Origin of the sequence: Bacillus sp. JJ1122 (assembly GCF_036964885.1) — a bacterium.
Classification (GTDB): Bacteria; Bacillota; Bacilli; order Bacillales; family Cytobacillaceae; genus Mesobacillus.
Window position 1 is genome coordinate 62851 of record NZ_JBALQL010000019.1, and the last position, 17756, is coordinate 80606.

The 17756-nt window shown below is 41.3% G+C and carries 19 protein-coding genes; 16 read left to right on the top strand and 3 right to left on the bottom strand.

What is annotated here, in order from left to right; all coding sequences use genetic code 11:
• Positions 1–16: 16 nt before the first annotated feature.
• The 4 genes from V7201_RS11015 (at position 17) to V7201_RS11030 (ending at position 3529) form a co-directional block, all read left to right on the top strand.
• Positions 17–655, top strand: coding sequence for a GTP pyrophosphokinase (locus V7201_RS11015; RefSeq protein ID WP_335376780.1), 639 nt, complete (start codon positions 17–19; stop codon positions 653–655).
• A gap of 32 nt (positions 656–687) precedes the next feature.
• Positions 688–1488 (top strand): NAD kinase, encoded by an 801-nt coding sequence (locus V7201_RS11020; RefSeq protein WP_335376781.1) that lies wholly within the window; start codon positions 688–690, stop codon positions 1486–1488.
• A 46-nt stretch (positions 1489–1534) separates the two neighbouring features.
• Positions 1535–2422: an RluA family pseudouridine synthase gene (locus V7201_RS11025; protein WP_335376782.1), complete on the top strand. Its 888-nt coding sequence runs from the start codon at positions 1535–1537 to the stop codon at positions 2420–2422.
• A gap of 135 nt (positions 2423–2557) precedes the next feature.
• The gene (locus tag V7201_RS11030) at positions 2558–3529 is read left to right on the top strand and encodes a CAP domain-containing protein (RefSeq protein ID WP_335376783.1); all 972 of its coding nucleotides are present in this window, start codon (positions 2558–2560) and stop codon (positions 3527–3529) included.
• Positions 3530–3589: 60 nt separating this feature from the next.
• On the opposite strand, the gene prpE is transcribed toward V7201_RS11030, so the two are convergent.
• Positions 3590–4330, bottom strand: coding sequence for a bis(5'-nucleosyl)-tetraphosphatase PrpE (prpE, locus tag V7201_RS11035; RefSeq protein WP_335376784.1), 741 nt, complete (start codon positions 4328–4330; stop codon positions 3590–3592).
• A 409-nt stretch (positions 4331–4739) separates the two neighbouring features.
• Here prpE and mgtE point away from each other — a divergent pair, with 409 nt between their 5' ends.
• The 4 genes from mgtE to V7201_RS11055 all read left to right on the top strand — a co-directional run bounded on the left by mgtE (position 4740) and on the right by V7201_RS11055 (position 9586).
• Positions 4740–6065 carry a magnesium transporter gene (gene mgtE / locus V7201_RS11040; protein WP_335376881.1) on the top strand — a complete coding sequence of 442 codons (1326 nt, stop codon included), beginning with the start codon at positions 4740–4742 and terminating at the stop codon, positions 6063–6065.
• A 13-nt stretch (positions 6066–6078) separates the two neighbouring features.
• Entirely contained in the window at positions 6079–7938 is a 1860-nt protein-coding gene (locus V7201_RS11045; RefSeq protein ID WP_335376785.1) for a monovalent cation:proton antiporter family protein, read from the top strand.
• 165 nt (positions 7939–8103) lie between these two features.
• Positions 8104–8871 (top strand): enoyl-ACP reductase FabI, encoded by a 768-nt coding sequence (gene fabI, locus V7201_RS11050; RefSeq protein WP_335376786.1) that lies wholly within the window; start codon positions 8104–8106, stop codon positions 8869–8871.
• Between the two features lie 232 nt (positions 8872–9103).
• A complete protein-coding gene (locus V7201_RS11055; protein WP_335376787.1) occupies positions 9104–9586 on the top strand; it encodes a CotO family spore coat protein in 483 nt (160 codons plus the stop codon).
• 46 nt (positions 9587–9632) lie between these two features.
• On the opposite strand, the gene V7201_RS11060 is transcribed toward V7201_RS11055, so the two are convergent.
• Positions 9633–10154 carry a CotY/CotZ family spore coat protein gene (locus tag V7201_RS11060; RefSeq protein WP_335376788.1) on the bottom strand — a complete coding sequence of 174 codons (522 nt, stop codon included), beginning with the start codon at positions 10152–10154 and terminating at the stop codon, positions 9633–9635.
• Positions 10155–10347: 193 nt separating this feature from the next.
• On the opposite strand from V7201_RS11060, the gene V7201_RS11065 reads away from it, so the two are divergent.
• The 7 genes from V7201_RS11065 (at position 10348) to V7201_RS11095 (ending at position 14697) form a co-directional block, all read left to right on the top strand.
• Complete coding sequence (locus V7201_RS11065) at positions 10348–10695, top strand: DUF1360 domain-containing protein (RefSeq protein ID WP_335376789.1); 348 nt, start codon at positions 10348–10350, stop codon at positions 10693–10695.
• Positions 10696–11183: 488 nt separating this feature from the next.
• Positions 11184–11669: a YhcN/YlaJ family sporulation lipoprotein gene (locus V7201_RS11070; protein ID WP_335376790.1), complete on the top strand. Its 486-nt coding sequence runs from the start codon at positions 11184–11186 to the stop codon at positions 11667–11669.
• Between the two features lie 15 nt (positions 11670–11684).
• Positions 11685–12164 (top strand): stage V sporulation protein AC, encoded by a 480-nt coding sequence (spoVAC, locus tag V7201_RS11075; protein WP_207498840.1) that lies wholly within the window; start codon positions 11685–11687, stop codon positions 12162–12164.
• On the top strand, positions 12165–13178 hold the full coding sequence (spoVAD, locus tag V7201_RS11080; RefSeq protein WP_335376791.1) for a stage V sporulation protein AD: 1014 nt from the start codon (positions 12165–12167) through the stop codon (positions 13176–13178).
• A gap of 16 nt (positions 13179–13194) precedes the next feature.
• Positions 13195–13551, top strand: a complete 357-nt coding sequence (gene spoVAE, locus V7201_RS11085) for a stage V sporulation protein AE (protein ID WP_335376792.1) — start codon at positions 13195–13197, stop codon at positions 13549–13551.
• A 126-nt stretch (positions 13552–13677) separates the two neighbouring features.
• Positions 13678–13809: a YjcZ family sporulation protein gene (locus V7201_RS11090; protein WP_335376793.1), complete on the top strand. Its 132-nt coding sequence runs from the start codon at positions 13678–13680 to the stop codon at positions 13807–13809.
• A 633-nt stretch (positions 13810–14442) separates the two neighbouring features.
• On the top strand, positions 14443–14697 hold the full coding sequence (locus V7201_RS11095) for a stage VI sporulation protein F (protein WP_335376794.1): 255 nt from the start codon (positions 14443–14445) through the stop codon (positions 14695–14697).
• A 28-nt stretch (positions 14698–14725) separates the two neighbouring features.
• Here V7201_RS11095 and V7201_RS11100 read toward each other — a convergent pair whose 3' ends face one another.
• Positions 14726–17053 carry an ATP-dependent helicase gene (locus tag V7201_RS11100; RefSeq protein ID WP_335376795.1) on the bottom strand — a complete coding sequence of 776 codons (2328 nt, stop codon included), beginning with the start codon at positions 17051–17053 and terminating at the stop codon, positions 14726–14728.
• Positions 17054–17319: 266 nt separating this feature from the next.
• Here V7201_RS11100 and V7201_RS11105 point away from each other — a divergent pair, with 266 nt between their 5' ends.
• Complete coding sequence (locus V7201_RS11105) at positions 17320–17649, top strand: hypothetical protein (RefSeq protein ID WP_335376796.1); 330 nt, start codon at positions 17320–17322, stop codon at positions 17647–17649.
• Positions 17650–17756: the final 107 nt, after the last annotated feature.

The window sequence follows — 17756 nt, forward strand, 5'->3', positions numbered from 1 at the left end:
GGATGAGGTGACTGATGTGAAACACTGGGATCAATTTTTAGAGCCATATAAACACGCTGTTGAAGAATTGAAAATTAAGTTAAAAGGCATAAGAAGCCAATATGAATTGCAATCCGACCATTCCCCGATTGAATTTGTCACAGGAAGGGTAAAGCCTATTGCAAGTATCCTCGATAAAGCCAACCAAAAAAGAATTTCATTAGAAAAGCTTGAAACGGAAATGCAGGATATTGCTGGTCTGAGAATTATGTGCCAATTCGTTGATGACATTAAAACGGTAGTTGAACTCTTAAGGATCAGGAATGACTTTGAAATTGTCGAGGAGCGGGATTACATATCTCATAAAAAAGCAAGCGGCTACCGTTCCTACCATGTGGTGATCCGATATCCGGTACAGACAATCAGAGGAGAAAGAAAAATTCTTGCAGAAATCCAAATTCGCACACTTGCGATGAATTTCTGGGCAACTGTTGAGCATTCCTTGAACTATAAGTACAAAGGACTTTTTCCCGAAGATATTAAAATCAGGCTGCAACGCGCCGCAGAAGCAGCGTTCCGCCTTGATGAAGAAATGTCAACGATCAGGGGAGAAATCCAGGAAGCACAGGCTTTCTTTACAAGGAAAAAAGAAATTCAGCAGGATGGGAAGAAATAGATTAAAACCGATATGCGGGGGTGTTTGGACTTATGAAATTTGCGATTACTTCAAAAGGGGATTCCCGGTCAAATACATTGATGCATAAAATGAGGACCTATCTTTTAGACTTTGATCTTATTTATGATGAAGACCAGCCAGATATTTGCATCTCGGTTGGAGGCGACGGCACACTATTGTACGCGTTCCATCGTTACAGCAGCAGACTGGATAAAACAGCTTTTATCGGAGTACATACAGGGCATCTAGGTTTTTATGCTGACTGGGTTCCTGAAGAAATAGAGAAATTGGTGATCGCGGTAGCGAAAACTCCTTACCAGGTGATCGAATATCCCTTGCTTGAGGTAATCATCAGGTACCAGCATGGCGGCAGGGAAACTAGATATCTGGCGCTGAATGAATCAACAGTTAAATCCGTGGAAGGTACACTGGTCATGGATGTTGAGATCAGGGGACAGCACTTTGAACGCTTTCGAGGCGATGGGCTTTGCGTATCAACACCATCCGGTAGTACTGCATACAACAAAGCATTAGGCGGGGCAATTCTGCATCCCTCACTGCGCGCGATTCAGGTTGCCGAGATGGCTTCCATCAATAACAGGGTATTCAGGACTGTAGGATCTCCATTAATCTTGCCAGACCATCATACATGCACACTTAAACCAGTTAACAGACCAGATTTCCAGGTGACAGTAGACCATTTGACGCTCCTTCACAAGGATGTAAAATCAATCCAGTTCCGAGTGGCAGATGAAAAAATCCGCTTTGCAAGATTCAGACCTTTTCCATTTTGGAAGCGTGTCAGCGATTCGTTTATATCTGACAGCAATTAGATGTAATGAAGCAAAATGAATATAAATGGAGAATGGAGCAGCCGATATGGCGAATAACTTCAGCCTTGAATGGACAGCAGAAGCTCCAGACCAAGGTAAATTGCTAAAGGAATTTCTTAAAGAAAAGGAAGTTTCAAGGGCGGCACTTACAGATATTAAGTTCAAAGGCGGGTTTATATCGGTAAACGCCCAAGAGGTGAATGTCAGGTATAAGCTTAATTGCGATGATGTTGTCCGAGTATTTTTTCCTGTCGAGGTTCCTTCAATTGGACTGAAGGGAGAAGATTTCCCGCTTTCCATTGTCTACGAGGATGAATTTATCCTGATTGTAAATAAACCGGCAGAAATGAATACAATTCCATCCAGAGAACATCCAGCCGGCAGCCTTGCAAATGCACTCATTGGTTATTATGAGAAGAACGGAATCGCCGCAACCACCCACATTGTCACAAGGCTCGACAGGGATACATCTGGCCTAGTTTTGATTGCTAAGCACAGCCATATTCATCATTTGTTCAGTAAGCAGCAGCGGGCAGGCGATGTAAAACGTACCTATGAAGCATTTGCCGAAGGCAGGGTCGTTCTGGATGAAGGGCGGATTGAAAAGCCGATTGCCAGAAAAAGTGACAGCATCATTGAACGTGAAGTTCATCCGGATGGGCAATATGCCTGTACTTTATATGAAGTCCTTCATAGGTATGATGAATTCACTCATATCCGTCTTCGGCTCTTGACGGGACGAACCCATCAAATCAGGGTCCATATGGCACATATAGGTCATCCCCTCCTTGGTGACAGTCTTTATGGAGGAAAAAGAAATTTGATCGAAAGACAAGCACTCCACTGCAGGGAAATTAAATTTTTACATCCCATTTTACAGAAAGAAATGCATTTAACGTCAAATCTTCCTGTTGATATGAAAAAAATGCTCTAAAAGGCAAACCGCAATATGGTTTGTCTTTTTTATGTAATTAATCCCATGTTTTTCACAGATATTTCATTCTATATTTCCCCTGGAATTTCAAATGATATAGAAGTAGTAAATGAAATCTCAGGGAGGAAAAATCAATTGAACATCTATAAACATGGAAAATTAATTGCTGTATCGGCCATAATGCTTTTAGGTCTGTCTGCATGTAATAACAATAATGATGAAGCACTGGATTTAAGAGACAACAAAATGACTACCATGAATAACAATGGTACAGGTTACTGGGACAATGATACGAAAAGTTTGAGAGGGCAGAACGGCAGGAGGGAGACGAGCGCTGTTAGAAAGCCAAATCAAAACGGTGGGAATGGTACAAGCGAAATATTGCAGATGCCGAATGGGTATTTAACAGTAGACCCGAATTCATACAGCACAGGAATACCTAGCACAAGGTACCCGCATACAGAAATGAACAGACAGGGAAGGATGACTTACGAAGACGGGCAACACCAACTTGCGAATCAACCATTATCACAGGACCAGTCGTTATTGCAGCCGCCTACTGGAACTCGACAAGCACCTGATTTAGGAATAACGCCGAATCCTGATCAAGGTCCATTGCAAGCACCAAACGAAGGAACTGCGCCAACTGAGCAAGGGGCAGCACCAACTCCAAACCAGGAGGCAGCGCCACAGCAGAAAGCAGCTCCAACACCAAGTGGAACAGAAATCAGTGCATTTGAGTCGAGAGTTATTGATTTAACAAATGAGCAGCGCAGGAAAAATGGCCTGCAAAATCTTCAGCCAGACACTGCATTAAGTAATGTTGCTCAGAAAAAGTCGGATGATATGCAGGCGAAAAATTATTTTTCGCACACTAGTCCTACTTATGGGTCGCCTTTCGATATGATGAGGGATTTCGGTGTATCATACAGCTCTGCAGGTGAAAACATTGCTATGGGTCAGCCAAGTGCTGAAGAAGTGGTCAACGCTTGGATGAACAGTGAGGGTCACAGGAAAAATATTCTAAGCCCAAATTTCACCCACATTGGTGTTGGTCACACAGGAAATGGGAATTACTGGACGCAGATGTTCATCGGAAAAAAATAAGCATAAAGAAGAAAAGCTAACCATTTCTTTTCATGGTTAGCTTTTTTACATTATGGGTATTTATTCTACCTCACGAAATTTTTCTGCTGCAAAAGGCATGGAAGAAGGAACCGAAACAATTGCCATCTCTGGGTATCTTAATGCGGTAAGGAGTCCGCCGAAAACGGCCCCTGTATCAATGTTAAACGTATTATTGATAATTCTTGGCTGCTTGACTGGAGTATGACCATAGACAACAGTCGCTTTCCCTTGATATTTTTTTGCCCAGTCGCGCCTGACAGGGGTACCATCGGGATTCGTTTGGCCAGTGATATCCCCGTAGAGGACAAAGGTCTTAACCTTCGAATTATTTTTGCCAATATAATCTTCCCGAATACCGGCATGTGCGATCACCAAACGGCCTTCATCGAGAACATGATATAAAGGTGAGGAATCATATAATTCAAGAAACATCTTGCGAAAAGAACTTTGTTCTTTTTCACTCAAAGACGTAAATTCAGCTACAGTAGTTTCGAGACCGTGAGTTATCTGTACTATATTCCCAAGCAAGAACCGATACAGCTTGTTGCAATGGTTTCCAGGCACATAATAAGCAAGGCTGTGCTGAATAACCAGCTTCCAGACAATCTCGGAGACCTTCAAGGATTCCGGTCCTCTGTCTGTCAAATCTCCAACAAAAGCAAGCTTCCGTCCTTCTGGGTGAATGGGTATTCCCGAATTCCAGCCATAACCCAATTCCCTTGTGAGATGTTCAAACTCAGGATAACAGCCGTGTATATCCCCAACAATATCCAGTTTCATTAGCCAGCTCCTCTCGCGATATTTTATCCTTATTGTTTCCGTAGACTCGCAAAAAGAATAGTACTTTTTACAATTGAGTTTTACAAGGTGAGTTCTTATTCTGACAAAAATATTGCAAGCTGTAAGATTACTGCTTATTAAAGGGAATGTTAAAGTGAGAACAATTAAGTAAAATACTTTTTTATTTAAATCCGAATTAGTGTTCGGCACTTTTCAAAAGAATCCATGGATCAAAAAAATAGTGATGATTGATACAAAGCAAAATAGTTTAGAGAAGAGGCTTATAAAAGACAAAGAAATCGAGAAATGCTAGTATAATGAAATGTACTGAATAAGAAAGGGGGTAAGGTGGATGGCTGAGGAACGACAAGAATCAGCATCAAAGCAGCAAATTAACACTGAACTGCTGATGGAAGCACTTTACTCTGAAAAAATTGATGATTTCCGAGATGAATTTCTGGAGCTGCACCCTTATGATCAGGCTGCATTCTTTGGTGAATTGGATGATGATACCCGCACGAAGGTTTATCATTTCCTTTCACCTGAAGAGATGGCTGAGCTCTTTGAGAACTTAGAAGCAGATGACGAAGATTTTAAAGACGTGCTGGCGCAAATGAATCCGAATTATGCCGCTGACATGCTATCAAATATGTATGCTGATGATGCAGTCGATGTCCTTAATGAGCTTGACAAGGATCAGGTGGCCAGCTATTTAACCATTATGGATGAGGACGCGGCACAGGAAATAAAAGATTTGCTTCATTACGAAGAGTACACAGCCGGCAGTATCATGACAACAGAATTCATTGCGATTTCTGCCAACCAGACGGTCAGGTCCGCTATGTATATTCTTAAAAACGAAGCTCCTCAAGCAGAAACGATTTATTACTTGTTTGTGATTGACGATGAGAAGCGGTTAGCAGGTGTCATTTCCCTGCGTGACCTAATCGTGGCCGATGACGATACAATGATTTCCGAAATTATGAATGAACGTGTAGTCTCCGTATCTGTGGGTGAGGACCAAGAGGAAGTCGCGCGCATGATGAGGGACTATAATTTCCTTGCTTTGCCGGTTGTAGATTTTCAAAATCACCTGCTAGGTATCATCACCGTCGATGATATCATCGATGTTATGGAAGAAGAAGCATCTGATGACTATTCCAAATTGGCCGGGATCGCCGATCTTGATACAATGGACCGGAATCCATTTTCTGCAGCCAAAAAGCGCTTGCCATGGCTGATCATCCTGCTGTTCCTGGGGATGTTCACAGCGAGCCTGATTGGAAGGTTTGAGGAGACGCTTAATAAGGTCTCAATCCTGGCGGTTTTTATACCGCTTATTGCGGGAATGGCAGGCAATACGGGTACCCAGGCACTAGCGGTTGCCGTGAGGGGGATTGCTACAGGTGACCTTGAGAAAGAAAGTAAGTGGCATATTATTGTCAGGGAAGCTGGCACCGGGTTGATCACTGGAGCAATATGCGGAATATTAGTAACCTTTGTCGTTTATTTCTGGCATGGAGAATTTTATCTCGGCGCTCTTGTCGGAATCTCGATCTTTATTACACTTATCATTGCCACACTGGCTGGTTCGTTGGTCCCTTTGCTTATGCATCGGCTGAAAATCGACCCTGCGGTAGCGTCAGGTCCATTCATTACGACTATAAATGATATCATAAGCATTTTGATTTATTTTGGAATCGCAACTGCTTTTATGAGTTATTTAACAAAATAAAGGAGGGATGTGGATGGAACAGCATGCTTCGATTACCTCTCTCGTAATCGTAATCATCGTTGCATTTATTACACCAATATTGCTTCACCGTTTGAAATTAAGCTTTATTCCTGTTGTCGTTGCTGAAATCATCATGGGGCTGATTATTGGTAAAAGCGGCTTTAATATTGTCCATGAGGATGCATGGCTTAGTACGCTGTCAACATTAGGCTTCCTATTTTTAATGTTCCTGAGCGGATTGGAAATTGATTTCACCGCGTTTTCTGGCGGAAAGAAAAATAAGGTAATGGACAATGGCAAGAAAGAACCAAATACGTTTGTCGTGTCAGCCGTTATCTTTGTCGGCATTTTCATTGCTTCATTAGGTCTATCTTATTTATTTGTTCTCGCTGGTTTCATTGAAAACGTCTTTTTAATGACATTGATTATCTCCACGATCTCACTTGGAGTTGTCGTGCCTACATTGAAGGATGCGCATTTAATGAAGACAAACATTGGCCAGATCATCTTGCTGATTGCAGTAATAGCTGACCTGGCAACCATGATTTTGCTTGCTGTCTTTGTCTCTATCTATGATGGCGGAGCTGGGAATACGTGGCTGCTGCTCATACTTTTTGCTGCTGGAGTTGCTCTATATTTCGTCGGGAAGGTCTTCAAGAACCGCACGTTCATTAACGCACTTTCCACAGGAACCACACAAATTGGAACCAGAGCCGTATTTGCTTTAATTATTCTACTCGTGGCAATCTCTGAAACGGTTGGTGCCGAAAATATCCTTGGTGCATTCCTAGCTGGAGTGCTTGTGTCATTGCTGGCTCCGGACCAGGAAATGGTGCACAAACTTGATTCCTTCGGCTATGGTTTCTTGATACCGATTTTCTTCGTAATGGTTGGGGTTGGCCTTGATATTTGGTCCATGTTGAGCGAAAAGAAGCTTCTTATGTTAATCCCACTACTGTTGTTAGCACTGTTTGTTTCAAAAATGCTGCCAGTTTATTTTTTGAAGAAATGGTATGATAACAAGACTGTACTGGCATCAGGATTCCTGCTGACATCCACTTTGTCATTGGTCATTGCAGCCGCAACGATCGGTGAGAGAATGAAAATGATCACACCTCAAATGAGCGGGACATTGATCCTTGTAGCAGTAATCTCAAGTGTATTGACTCCAATCATGTTTAAAAAACTTTTTCCGCAGGCAACTGGAGAGGAGAAAAAAGTCAAAGTTGCCTTCATCGGTGCAAACCAAATGACACTTCCTGTTTCCCGTGATTTAAAATCATCCTTGTATGAACCTGTCTTGTATCATATCAAACAGGAAAAAGCGGAAAAACAGTTTGCTGAAACTGTATTTGAAATTATTGAGATCGATAATTACGAAATTGAAACACTTGAGAAAAATAATGTTTATGATGCTGATATCGCCGTGATTTCGACAGGTGATGCAGACTTGAATGCAACGATAGCTGTCAGCGCTAAGGAAAAAGGGATCGACCGTGTCATCGCCAGGATTGAAAGCCCAGATCTGGCAGAGAAGGCCCAGGAAGAGGGAATCGAAGTTTTCTCTGTCCTGCGTTCTACAGAATCCCTGCTACGTGCGATGATTGAATCTCCTGGGGTCATGAGCATCCTGACGAACCAGGAAAATTCTCTGCATGAAATCCGCATGCTTAATGACCACTTTGATGGCATGAGTATAAGGCGCTTTCCGTTTACCGGCGATGTCATTTTTGTCCGGATACTGCGTGAGAATGAATCAATCGTACCTCATGGAGATACAGAATTAAGACTAAATGACCGATTGATTGTGACAGGATCAAAGGAATATGTGGATGAACTAAAAAGAGAGCTTGAGTTATGTTTTTGGTGCTAGAATTGCTAGCTCAAGGCTATCATCAAGAGAACTGGGCATAATTCTAACTGAGGTCGAAAAACCATAACCCGCTTTTTAGCGGGTTTTCCTTTTCAAATAAAAATATATAGTGTAATATTAGCACTAGGTACTAATAACTTGTATTAACAGGGGGATATTTTTATCATGACTCTTTCATTGAACGGTAAAACATATGTAGTTATGGGTGTAGCCAATAAACGCAGCATCGCATGGGGTATTGCTCAATCACTTCACAACGCTGGAGCAAATTTAATTTTCACCTATGCTGGGGAACGTCTTGAGAAAAGTGTTCGTGAACTTGCAGAATCTCTCGACAAAAATTATTTAGTTTTGCCATGTGACGTCACGAGCGATGAGGATGTTGCAAAGTGCTTCAGTGAAATTAAAGAGGCAACGGGTTCAATTTCTGGTGTTGCCCACTGTATCGCTTTTGCCAATAAGGAAGAACTGCAAGGGGACTATATGAATGTAACACGTGATGGTTTCTTGCTTGCACACAACATTAGTGCATATTCCCTTACAGCTGTGGCCAAGGAAGCAAAAGAATTAATGGCAGAAGGCGGGAGTATCGTGACGCTTACTTACCTAGGTGGAGAACGCGCGATCCCGAACTACAATGTTATGGGTGTTGCTAAGGCTTCACTTGATGCAAGTGTCCGTTATCTTGCAGCTGATTTAGGAAAGAACAATATCCGTGTGAATTCAATTTCTGCGGGCCCTATCCGTACACTATCAGCAAAAGGAGTCAGCGACTTTAATTCAATCTTAAACCAAATTGAAGAAAAAGCACCTTTGCGCAGAAATACAACTCCTGAGGAAGTTGGCGATACTGCACTATTCTTATTCAGCGATTTGTCACGCGGCATCACAGGTGAAAATATCCACGTTGACTCTGGATTCCATATTCTTTAATAACAGGATGATTCATAGAGGAACCTGCAGATTGCTGCAGGTTTTTTGTGATTTTTTTTATTGGAATACGTCGTTTAGGTGTTGTTTTACTAAAAATAATCAATTCTTTCAATAGAAAACTGGCTTTCAAGTGGATTTCTCCTGTGCGGCACTGATTGATTGCGATTAAGCACAGATAATGGGCAGATGCATAAATATAGGGAGAGGTAAGTTTTTGGAGGTGCCGCCTAAAATGAGAAAAAAACGCGATCGAAAGCCAATCCCAATGTTTTATATCAACCAGCCTGATATAAATATGCCTGAACCGAAAATGCAAAAAAGTTACTTATTAAAAGAAGATGATTCCGAAATCCAAAATGCAGGTATTGTAGAGATGGAAAATCCGACAATAGAAAATCAAAATGATATACCGCAAGAAATTACGTTAAGTGCAGATGCACAAAATGATGATATTACTGAAAATGAACCTCTTCAAGAAAATAATAAAGGGCAATTCAATGAATTAACTCTGGATGAAAAAATAAAACATCTAATGAGAGTTCCTGCATCGATTGCAAAAGTCAAATATGAGTTTATAACCAAAGAAACTTCGTACAAAGGATTTTTCTTAGCTATGAAAAACGGAGTACTGATGATACATTCCTTGAGTCCGAGGAAGAAGAGTGTGAGTATCCTTGAAGAAGATTTAATGGATATAAAAAGGGTTGGATTATAAAAAAAGGCTTACCATAAAGGTAAGCCGATTTCCTTCCTGTATTGAATTAAGATTCTCCTGGAAGGTTTGAAAGTGGCATTGCTGCTACTGGGTCTAAGCAAGTTACTGCACAGAAGCAATCTAGGTCGACTGTTAAACAGATTCCAGTTCTGAAAAATTCGTTTCTTGCTCCACCAGTCTGAATTTGATCGCATGGATTATCGAATCCTTCTCCTTCGTCGCCACGTGTAACAAGCAACTCGATCTTCGCGCAGCAGTTGTCATCTACAGATGTTACACGGAAGAAAAATGATCTGAAGCAATCAAGTCTTTGTGGTCCCCCGCCGTTAGGCCTGATCCGGGCTCCGAATCCTTCGAATGGTACGCAATCACCGCAGTATAGAATTAGAGGAATAGTATCTAAACCGTTTGTTGGCGATTGAGCACCTGCCAATAACTCTCTAATGGATTTATTGCAGCTGACATCACACTCGTTGTCAACATCTACTTCATCCTGAGCATCTGCTACCGCTCTTAGTACTTCACATACGCAGCTGTCGCTTACATGGTTTTTACCTTTGCAACCCATAACAAGTTCATCTCCTTTTAGTTGATATGACCTATTGTCCTTAATAGAATATGAAACGCCCGTCTAATGGTGTGGGTGTTTGTCTATTTTAAGTACAAAAAATGATGACATGAGCGTACAGGCTTGTGCCTATACATAGGCATTTGCAGTGCATATGCTGAAATGATTCTATAGCATTAGGTGGTGAGAAAGCATGGACAGTTGGCTCGATTTATGCCTTTTGGTCTTTGCCAGCTTTCGATTGACCAGGCTGGTTGTCTACGATACAATCACTGAATTTCTCAGAGCTCCTTTTCATGACACTGTAGTTGAACAACTGGAAAATGGAGAAACGGAAACATATATAGAAATAAAAGGATCTGGAATAAAATACTGGATTGGGGAGTTACTGAGCTGCCACTGGTGTACGGGATTCTGGTGTACGGCAATCATTTATGCCGCTTACGAATTTTATCCTCACTTAACGATGCCCCTAATCTCAATCCTAGCCATAGCCGGAATAGCATCCATTATCCAGCAATGGCTTGTTAAAGATGAGTAAATTGGTGAGTCCGTCCAGAACATTTAAGGACAAATTTCATAAAATGAAATATGGACTCTTTCAACAAAGGGGTTGTAAAGATGAATAAAAAACGGAAAAGTACAGATAGCCAGCCAGTTGCAAATAATAACGATACTAACCGTACCGTGAATAATCGCCGTCGCAAGAAAGGCGGCTGCGGGTGCGGAAAGAGGAGAAATCAAGCATAAGTTGAAATAGAGTCTGCCATCAATTGGCAGGCTTTTTTTTGACGATGATAACTTCTGATCCGACAAGATAGATCAATAAAGCGTGTTTTCAATCCACAGACATATTTGGTCTTTCACACACCTCATTTTCAATCCACAGACATATTTGGTCGTTTATACACCTCATGATAATCATTTACATTACATGGAAATAATCCCCTCAACAAAAATTTCATAAATTTTCATTTGAACGCGGAAAATAATTTTAACCAATAAGATGCTGTATAGGAAGGGATCAAAATGAAAATATATCAGGCAGGAAAAGCTATCATAGTATACATGTTGCTTGCGAGCATCACTGCTGGGTGTTCCCTCGGGGATACTTCTCACAAAAGCAGGACATCGATGATCCAATCAGTAAATCCAGATGCAGAAGCGACGAATGATCTGGATGAGAAGAATGAAAAGCTCGCTGAAAGGGTTAAAAAGGATATCCAATCACTTGATGAGATTTATGATGTTGCCGTCATCAAAGGGAAAGAGGATACATTGGTTGCATACAAGGTCAAGCACATGAAACGTTTTGGCATGAAACGCATCGAAAAAGCAATCAATAAAAAGCTGGAAGAAAACTATCCAGATGAAGACTTCATTGTTTCAAGCGACTTCAAAATTTTCATTGAAGCGGTTGAATTGAGTGAGAAGATGAAGGATCCGTCATATCCAGACGAAAAGGCAGAAAAACAGCTGCAACGGATTATATCATTGAAAAAAGAAATGACTTAAGGAAGGATGGGCTAGATGGGGGATAAAAAAAAGCAAAAGCTGACACCTCAGCAGCAACAATACCAGCAGCTTGAACAAAAGCACGAACTAAAGCGGCCTGTCGTGAAAAACTGTATTAAAGCTTTTTTTGTCGGGGGTACAATCTGCTTGATTGGCCAAGCTGTCACCTATTTTTATATTTATTTCTTTAACTTTACTGAACAAACAGCAGGGAACCCAACTGTCGCCACGATGATTTTCTTTTCAATGATTCTGACAGGACTGGGTGTATATGATCATATCGGTCAATTTGCTGGAGCAGGCAGTGCTGTTCCAGTAACAGGATTTGGGAACTCAGTCATTTCTGCCGCGATCGAACATCGGACAGAGGGATTTGTCCTTGGTGTTGGAGGAAATATGTTCAAACTGGCAGGAACAGTTATCCTCTTTGGAGTTTTTTCTGCATTTATTGTCGCGCTTGTGAAAACGCTGCTGACGATGATGGGGGTGTTGTAAATGTTGATTGGAAGGCAATCATGGCAGTTTGCTAATCGGCCTGTCATCGAATCATGGGCCGCTTCGGGAGGCCCTTTTGAAGCAGAAGGAAAGCTTGCAGCTGATTTTGATATTCTGCATGATGACCTATGGATGGGACAGGACTCTTATGAAAAGGCACATAGGCATTTGCTTGAAGAAGCAATCAATGCAGCCCTTCAGAAAGCGAATTTAACCAAAGAAGATCTGCATTTCATGCTTGCTGGCGATTTAATTAATCAGATCACTCCGTCAAGTTTTGCTGCCAGGACGATGCAAATACCGTATTTCGGACTTTTTGGAGCTTGCTCTACCTCTATGGAGGGTTTGGCACTTGCTTCGTTTATCGTAAATTACCAGGGAGCAAAAAAGACGATTACTGGTGCATCCAGCCACAATTCAGCAGTCGAGAAGCAATTCCGTTACCCAACCGAATATGGAGGTCAAAAGCCTCCAACTGCTCAATGGACGGTAACCGGTGCGGGTGCTGCTGTTTTGACAGACAATCCAGATAAAAATGGCAAACTTGTAACAACTTCTGCGACGATTGGAAAGGTCGTTGATATGGGACTTAGCGATCCCTTTAATATGGGTGGGGCAATGGCCCCGGCCGCAGCAGATACACTCATCAATCATTTCAAGGACCTCAATCTTGAACCAAGTCATTACGATTTAATTGTCACTGGAGACCTGGGACGCATCGGTCAGGAAACGACTTTTGAGTTATTGCAGCAAGCTGGATTAAACATAGCAAGAGAACAATTCCAGGATTGCGGCCTGTTGATCTATAACGACGATCAGCCAGTCCAATCCGGAGGCAGCGGTGCTGGCTGTTCAGCTTCTGTCTTGTATGGTCACTTGCTGAATCAGATGCAAAAGGGTGTTTACAGAAAAATCCTTGTTTGTGCGACAGGAGCTTTATTATCGCCATTATCCTTTCAGCAAAAGGAAAGTATTCCGTGTATTGCCCATGCAGTGTCAATCGAAATGAATTAGAAAAGGAGGAATCGCCTTGCTAGCAATGTTTTTCTGGGCATTTGTTATTGGAGGACTTATTTGTGTTTTTGGCCAGCTGTTGTTTGATGTTGCTAAACTGACTCCTGGGCATACAATGAGTCTGTTAGTCGTCATCGGAGCGGTAATGGACGGGTTCGGCTTGTACGAACCATTGATTGATTTCGCAGGAGCAGGGGCTACCATTCCAATCACAAGCTTTGGAAATGCGCTCGTACATGGAGCACTTCAAGAAGCGGAGCAGCATGGCTTGGTTGGTGTATTGACTGGCATGTTTGAAATAACCAGCTCTGGAATATCTGCAGCCGTCATATTTGGATTTATTGGCGCATTAATTTTTAAGCCAAAAGGCTAAATCCATTTTTCCGCCTCCAATCGTGTTTAATAAATCCGTATACAGTCAAATTAATAGCTCGCCCACACAGAAATGGGATACTCACATATATTGATAATGAGTCAATAACAAGTGAGGTGAAGAGAAATGGGCTACGGTTGCGGCTGGGGCGGCGGTTATGGTTATGGATATGGCGGTGGCTATAACGGTTCTACCTTTATATTGATCGTCGTTTTGTTCATTTTGTTAATTATTGTAGGAGCAAGCTTCTATAACTAATGGAAAAATCGGAGGGAGCCGTTTAAACAAGAACGGCTCTTTTCTCTAGCCTCTTTTTGAACTATACTCTTTGTTCCCTGAAACAACATAAAAGTGGAGACCATAAGGCCTCTTGGTTACTCAAAAGAACTAAAAGATGGAAAAAGCGAACACCAATAACGCCTCTTGGTTCCTCGGAATAACTAAAATATGGAAAAAGTGGACACCAATAAGGCCTCTTAGTTACTCAAAAAAACTAATAAATGGAAAAAACAGACGCCAATAAGGATTCTTGGTTACCTGAATGAACTAATAAATGGAAAAAACAGATGCCAATAAGGCTTCTCAGTTGCCTGAAAGAACAAAAAATGGATCACTAATAAGGCCCCTTGGTTATTCGAAGAACAAATATTGAAAAAAGAATGTATCGTAGAAGCCCCTCCGAGTATCATTCAATTCGTTTTTATAAACGCGAAAGCTTTGAGAAGACTTAAAGAACAATAGCAATAATCGTTCTGAAAACAGCCTTTCTTTAAAATCCTTCATAATAAACATTCGTGAAGATTCTCTTTGTAATACTCTTCTCCGCTTTTTCACCATTTTCTGATTCCTTCATAGTATAGAGTAGGCTAATGAAGGAGGCGTGATTTTGATATGGATAATAATTTCTTCAAGAACATAGAAAAAAAGACAGGCGTCAATATGAAGGATGTATTTGAGCTTGCGAATTCATTGCAAAATGCGAATTTTAAAGATGAGAAAACGGTAAGAGGCGTGATCCGCCGTGTATCCCAAATTGCGAATAAGCCGGTTAATCAGGAAATGGAAGACAAAATTGTTGAATCAATCGTTAAAGATGGAAAGCAGCTTGATTTCGGGCAAATTTCCAAAATGATCAACAAAAAATAATTCTAAATGCCAAATCAGGACCTGAGGATTAAACTCCCAGGTCCTGATTTGGCATTTTTCTTTTTAAATTTGAAAGGAATCGAGAAGGATTGGCCTTTCGTCCCCGTCTTCTTTGCGGAACAGAGATAAATAGGTTTCTTTGTGCACGAGTTACTGCTACATAAAGCAGGCGTCTCTCTTCTTCAAGTGGCTGTGGATCTCCATTACGATAGGAATCCAAAGCATACTCATGCGGAATGCTCCCGTCCACTGTGCCAATAATATAGACATTCTCATATTCCAAACCCTTTGACCGGTGGATTGTACTAAGGGTAACAGCGTCTGTGATGTTTTTACTGCTTCGTTTTATCTCTGCATTCATAGCTGTCATATGGTCTGCATGCTCAATAAACTCAGCGACTGTTTTAAAATGGCGGGCTGCCACTTTCATATCGCGGATGTCATCCGATCCCTTTTCAAGCTGATTGCCTTCGTTTCCGCGCTTTTTAATAAAATCCTGATACCCCAGGTCCTTCTCAACGATATCTATAGCTGTTACAGGAGGTAAGGACGAGAGGGAGCGGACTATCGGTATAAGCTTCTTGAGTTTTTGCTCCTGAAATGCAAATCCTGTTTTTACATGTGCGAGTGCCTCAAGCATCGAACAATCATTAAGGATGCTGTTTGCCTGAAGATCCCGGAAAATGGATTGCTTCAAGAAGAGGGATGGAAGAATATTCTTAACTGCTTCTGAATCATCAGTGTTCAAGCTCAATCTTAAAAAAGAAAGCATACCTTTTACCATGAATCGTTCATAAAAGGATTCAATATCCTGATCTACTCGAAATGGCAGACTCGAATTGGCCAGCCTTTCAAATACAGCTCTGCTGCTGGCATTTGTTCGGAACAGGATAGCAAAGTCGCTTGGGCGTGCACCTTTTTCAATCCGCTCCTGGATATCGGTGAGGATCATAGTCGCCTCTTCCTCCTCGTCGTATGGATGGAAGAGTACGGGCGGGCATTCACCTGAAAACTGAGCCTTCATCTCTTTATCATGGCGAGTGAAGTTTGCCGAGATGACTGTATTTGCTGTCTCAACGATTTCATGCGGAGAGCGATAATTTTGATTCAGGATAATTAATTTTGTATTTTTAAAGTCATCCCTGAACGTGAACAAATAGGCCGGATCACTGCCGCGAAAAGAATATATAGATTGGTCATCATCTCCAACTGCACAGACATTGCCTGTTTTGCTAGAAAGCATTTTTACCAATTCATACTGAACCTTATTAATATCCTGGAATTCATCAATCAAAAAATACTGGAAACGACTTTGATAGTTTTCTAGTATATCAGGATTCTTCTTGAAAAGTTGATAACATCCTAACAGCATGTCATCAAAATCGAACATATGCTGTTTTTCTTTCACATATTCATAGTCTTTGTATAAGAGTGCGACTTTTTCTTCCCAGGGTGATTCAGGCTTAACCTGATCTGGTGTGAGCATCGTATTTTTCCACAGTCCGATTTGCTGGATGGCGAGGTCATATGCAAATTCTTTCTCATCGAGTTGAAGCTTCCTGCCTGCCTCTTTTAAAATTTGTTCCCGCTGCCAATCCTTTTTTATCAGTTTGTCAGAGGACCATTTTTCACGTTCATGGAAGCAAAGGATCCTGTAGAAAATACTATGGAATGTACCGGCAACGAGCTGATTGACCCTTCCAGGTGACATGCCGGGATACAGAGTGATTCGTTTTTTCATTTCAGAAGCTGCCTTGGCTGTGAACGTCACAAGCATTATCGAGCCCGGGGCAATTTGTTTTTCTTCAAGCATGAATGCTGTCCTTGCTGTCAGCACCCTTGTCTTGCCGCTTCCTGCACCGGCCAGTATCAGTAATGGTCCCTCTGTATGGATAATTGCCTGTTCCTGGTTTCCATCAAATTGAGTACCAGCTTCCTTCAATTGTTTTAAATAATTTAGAGTGGCTCCAGGCTCAGCTGGAGGAATGGGTGTGAAAGGTGATGGAATCTTAATTTCCCGAGGAGCGATAAAATGTTGATCTTTATCTTTATCTGCTTCTGCTGTAATCGATCTTGATTTAGGGATGCGAAATCCATTCTTTTCGATGTATTCGATTTTTTCCGTTGCATTCGTCGGTAGTGGGAATTGGATGACTAAGTCCTTGCAGGCTGCCTTCTTTGAAAGATGATGATAGAAATGAGGCTTGTCCTGAATCCCTAAATAAAGGCGGACAGAATCCCCACATACAGAACAAGTTAGCATACCTTTTTTTCCGTCATCAAAGAGCTTCTGGTAATCTTCACGATTATACTGTTCAAGGCTGATGATCTGTTGGTTGTATATAGCCGTCTTCATGTTTAATCCTCATTTCCGTCCAAAAATAGCACAATCTTTATCATAACAGAATAAGATTTTTAACAAAAGGCTGTTTTCGCTTAGAATTTTGATTTGCACTATATGAAAATCAGATGAAAGAACTTGTTTGCCTGCTCTGCTGCTTATGATTTTACCAAAAGTTAAAAATGCAGGTTTACTACGGACAGAAAAAGGGAAAATCTTTAGAAAGATATAGTGAGAGTAAATATCATCTATCAAAAAATAATTGCTTGGGGGAAATCATAATGGGATATATTCTTCCGGTAACGAATTATCAATATATACAATATGCAGAACGAGAAGTAGGGCTGGATTACGACCCATTCCAAATTGGAAAAGTATCAAGAATCCGCAAAGAAGATCCTGTGCAAAAAGGGCAGGATGAGCTTATTGCCAGGACACCTATGAAAAAAGAAATGGAACAACAGCCAGTAGCGCGCATGCAAAAGGCTGCGCCGGAATATAACTATGCCAGAACCGGCCCAATTTATAAAAAAAGAGTGAATCCTGTATTGGTCAGCCAGACATATGCTGAACTTACTGGAAAAGGAAAGTACTACAGCGAGTCTATTTAACTCAGCGGTAGTGCTTTTTTTTTGCACTAAAATACCCCTTTCATTGAAAGGGGCTTTTGGTTATGAGATAAGAAATTATAAAATTCAATTTGAGAAATGTCCAGCTC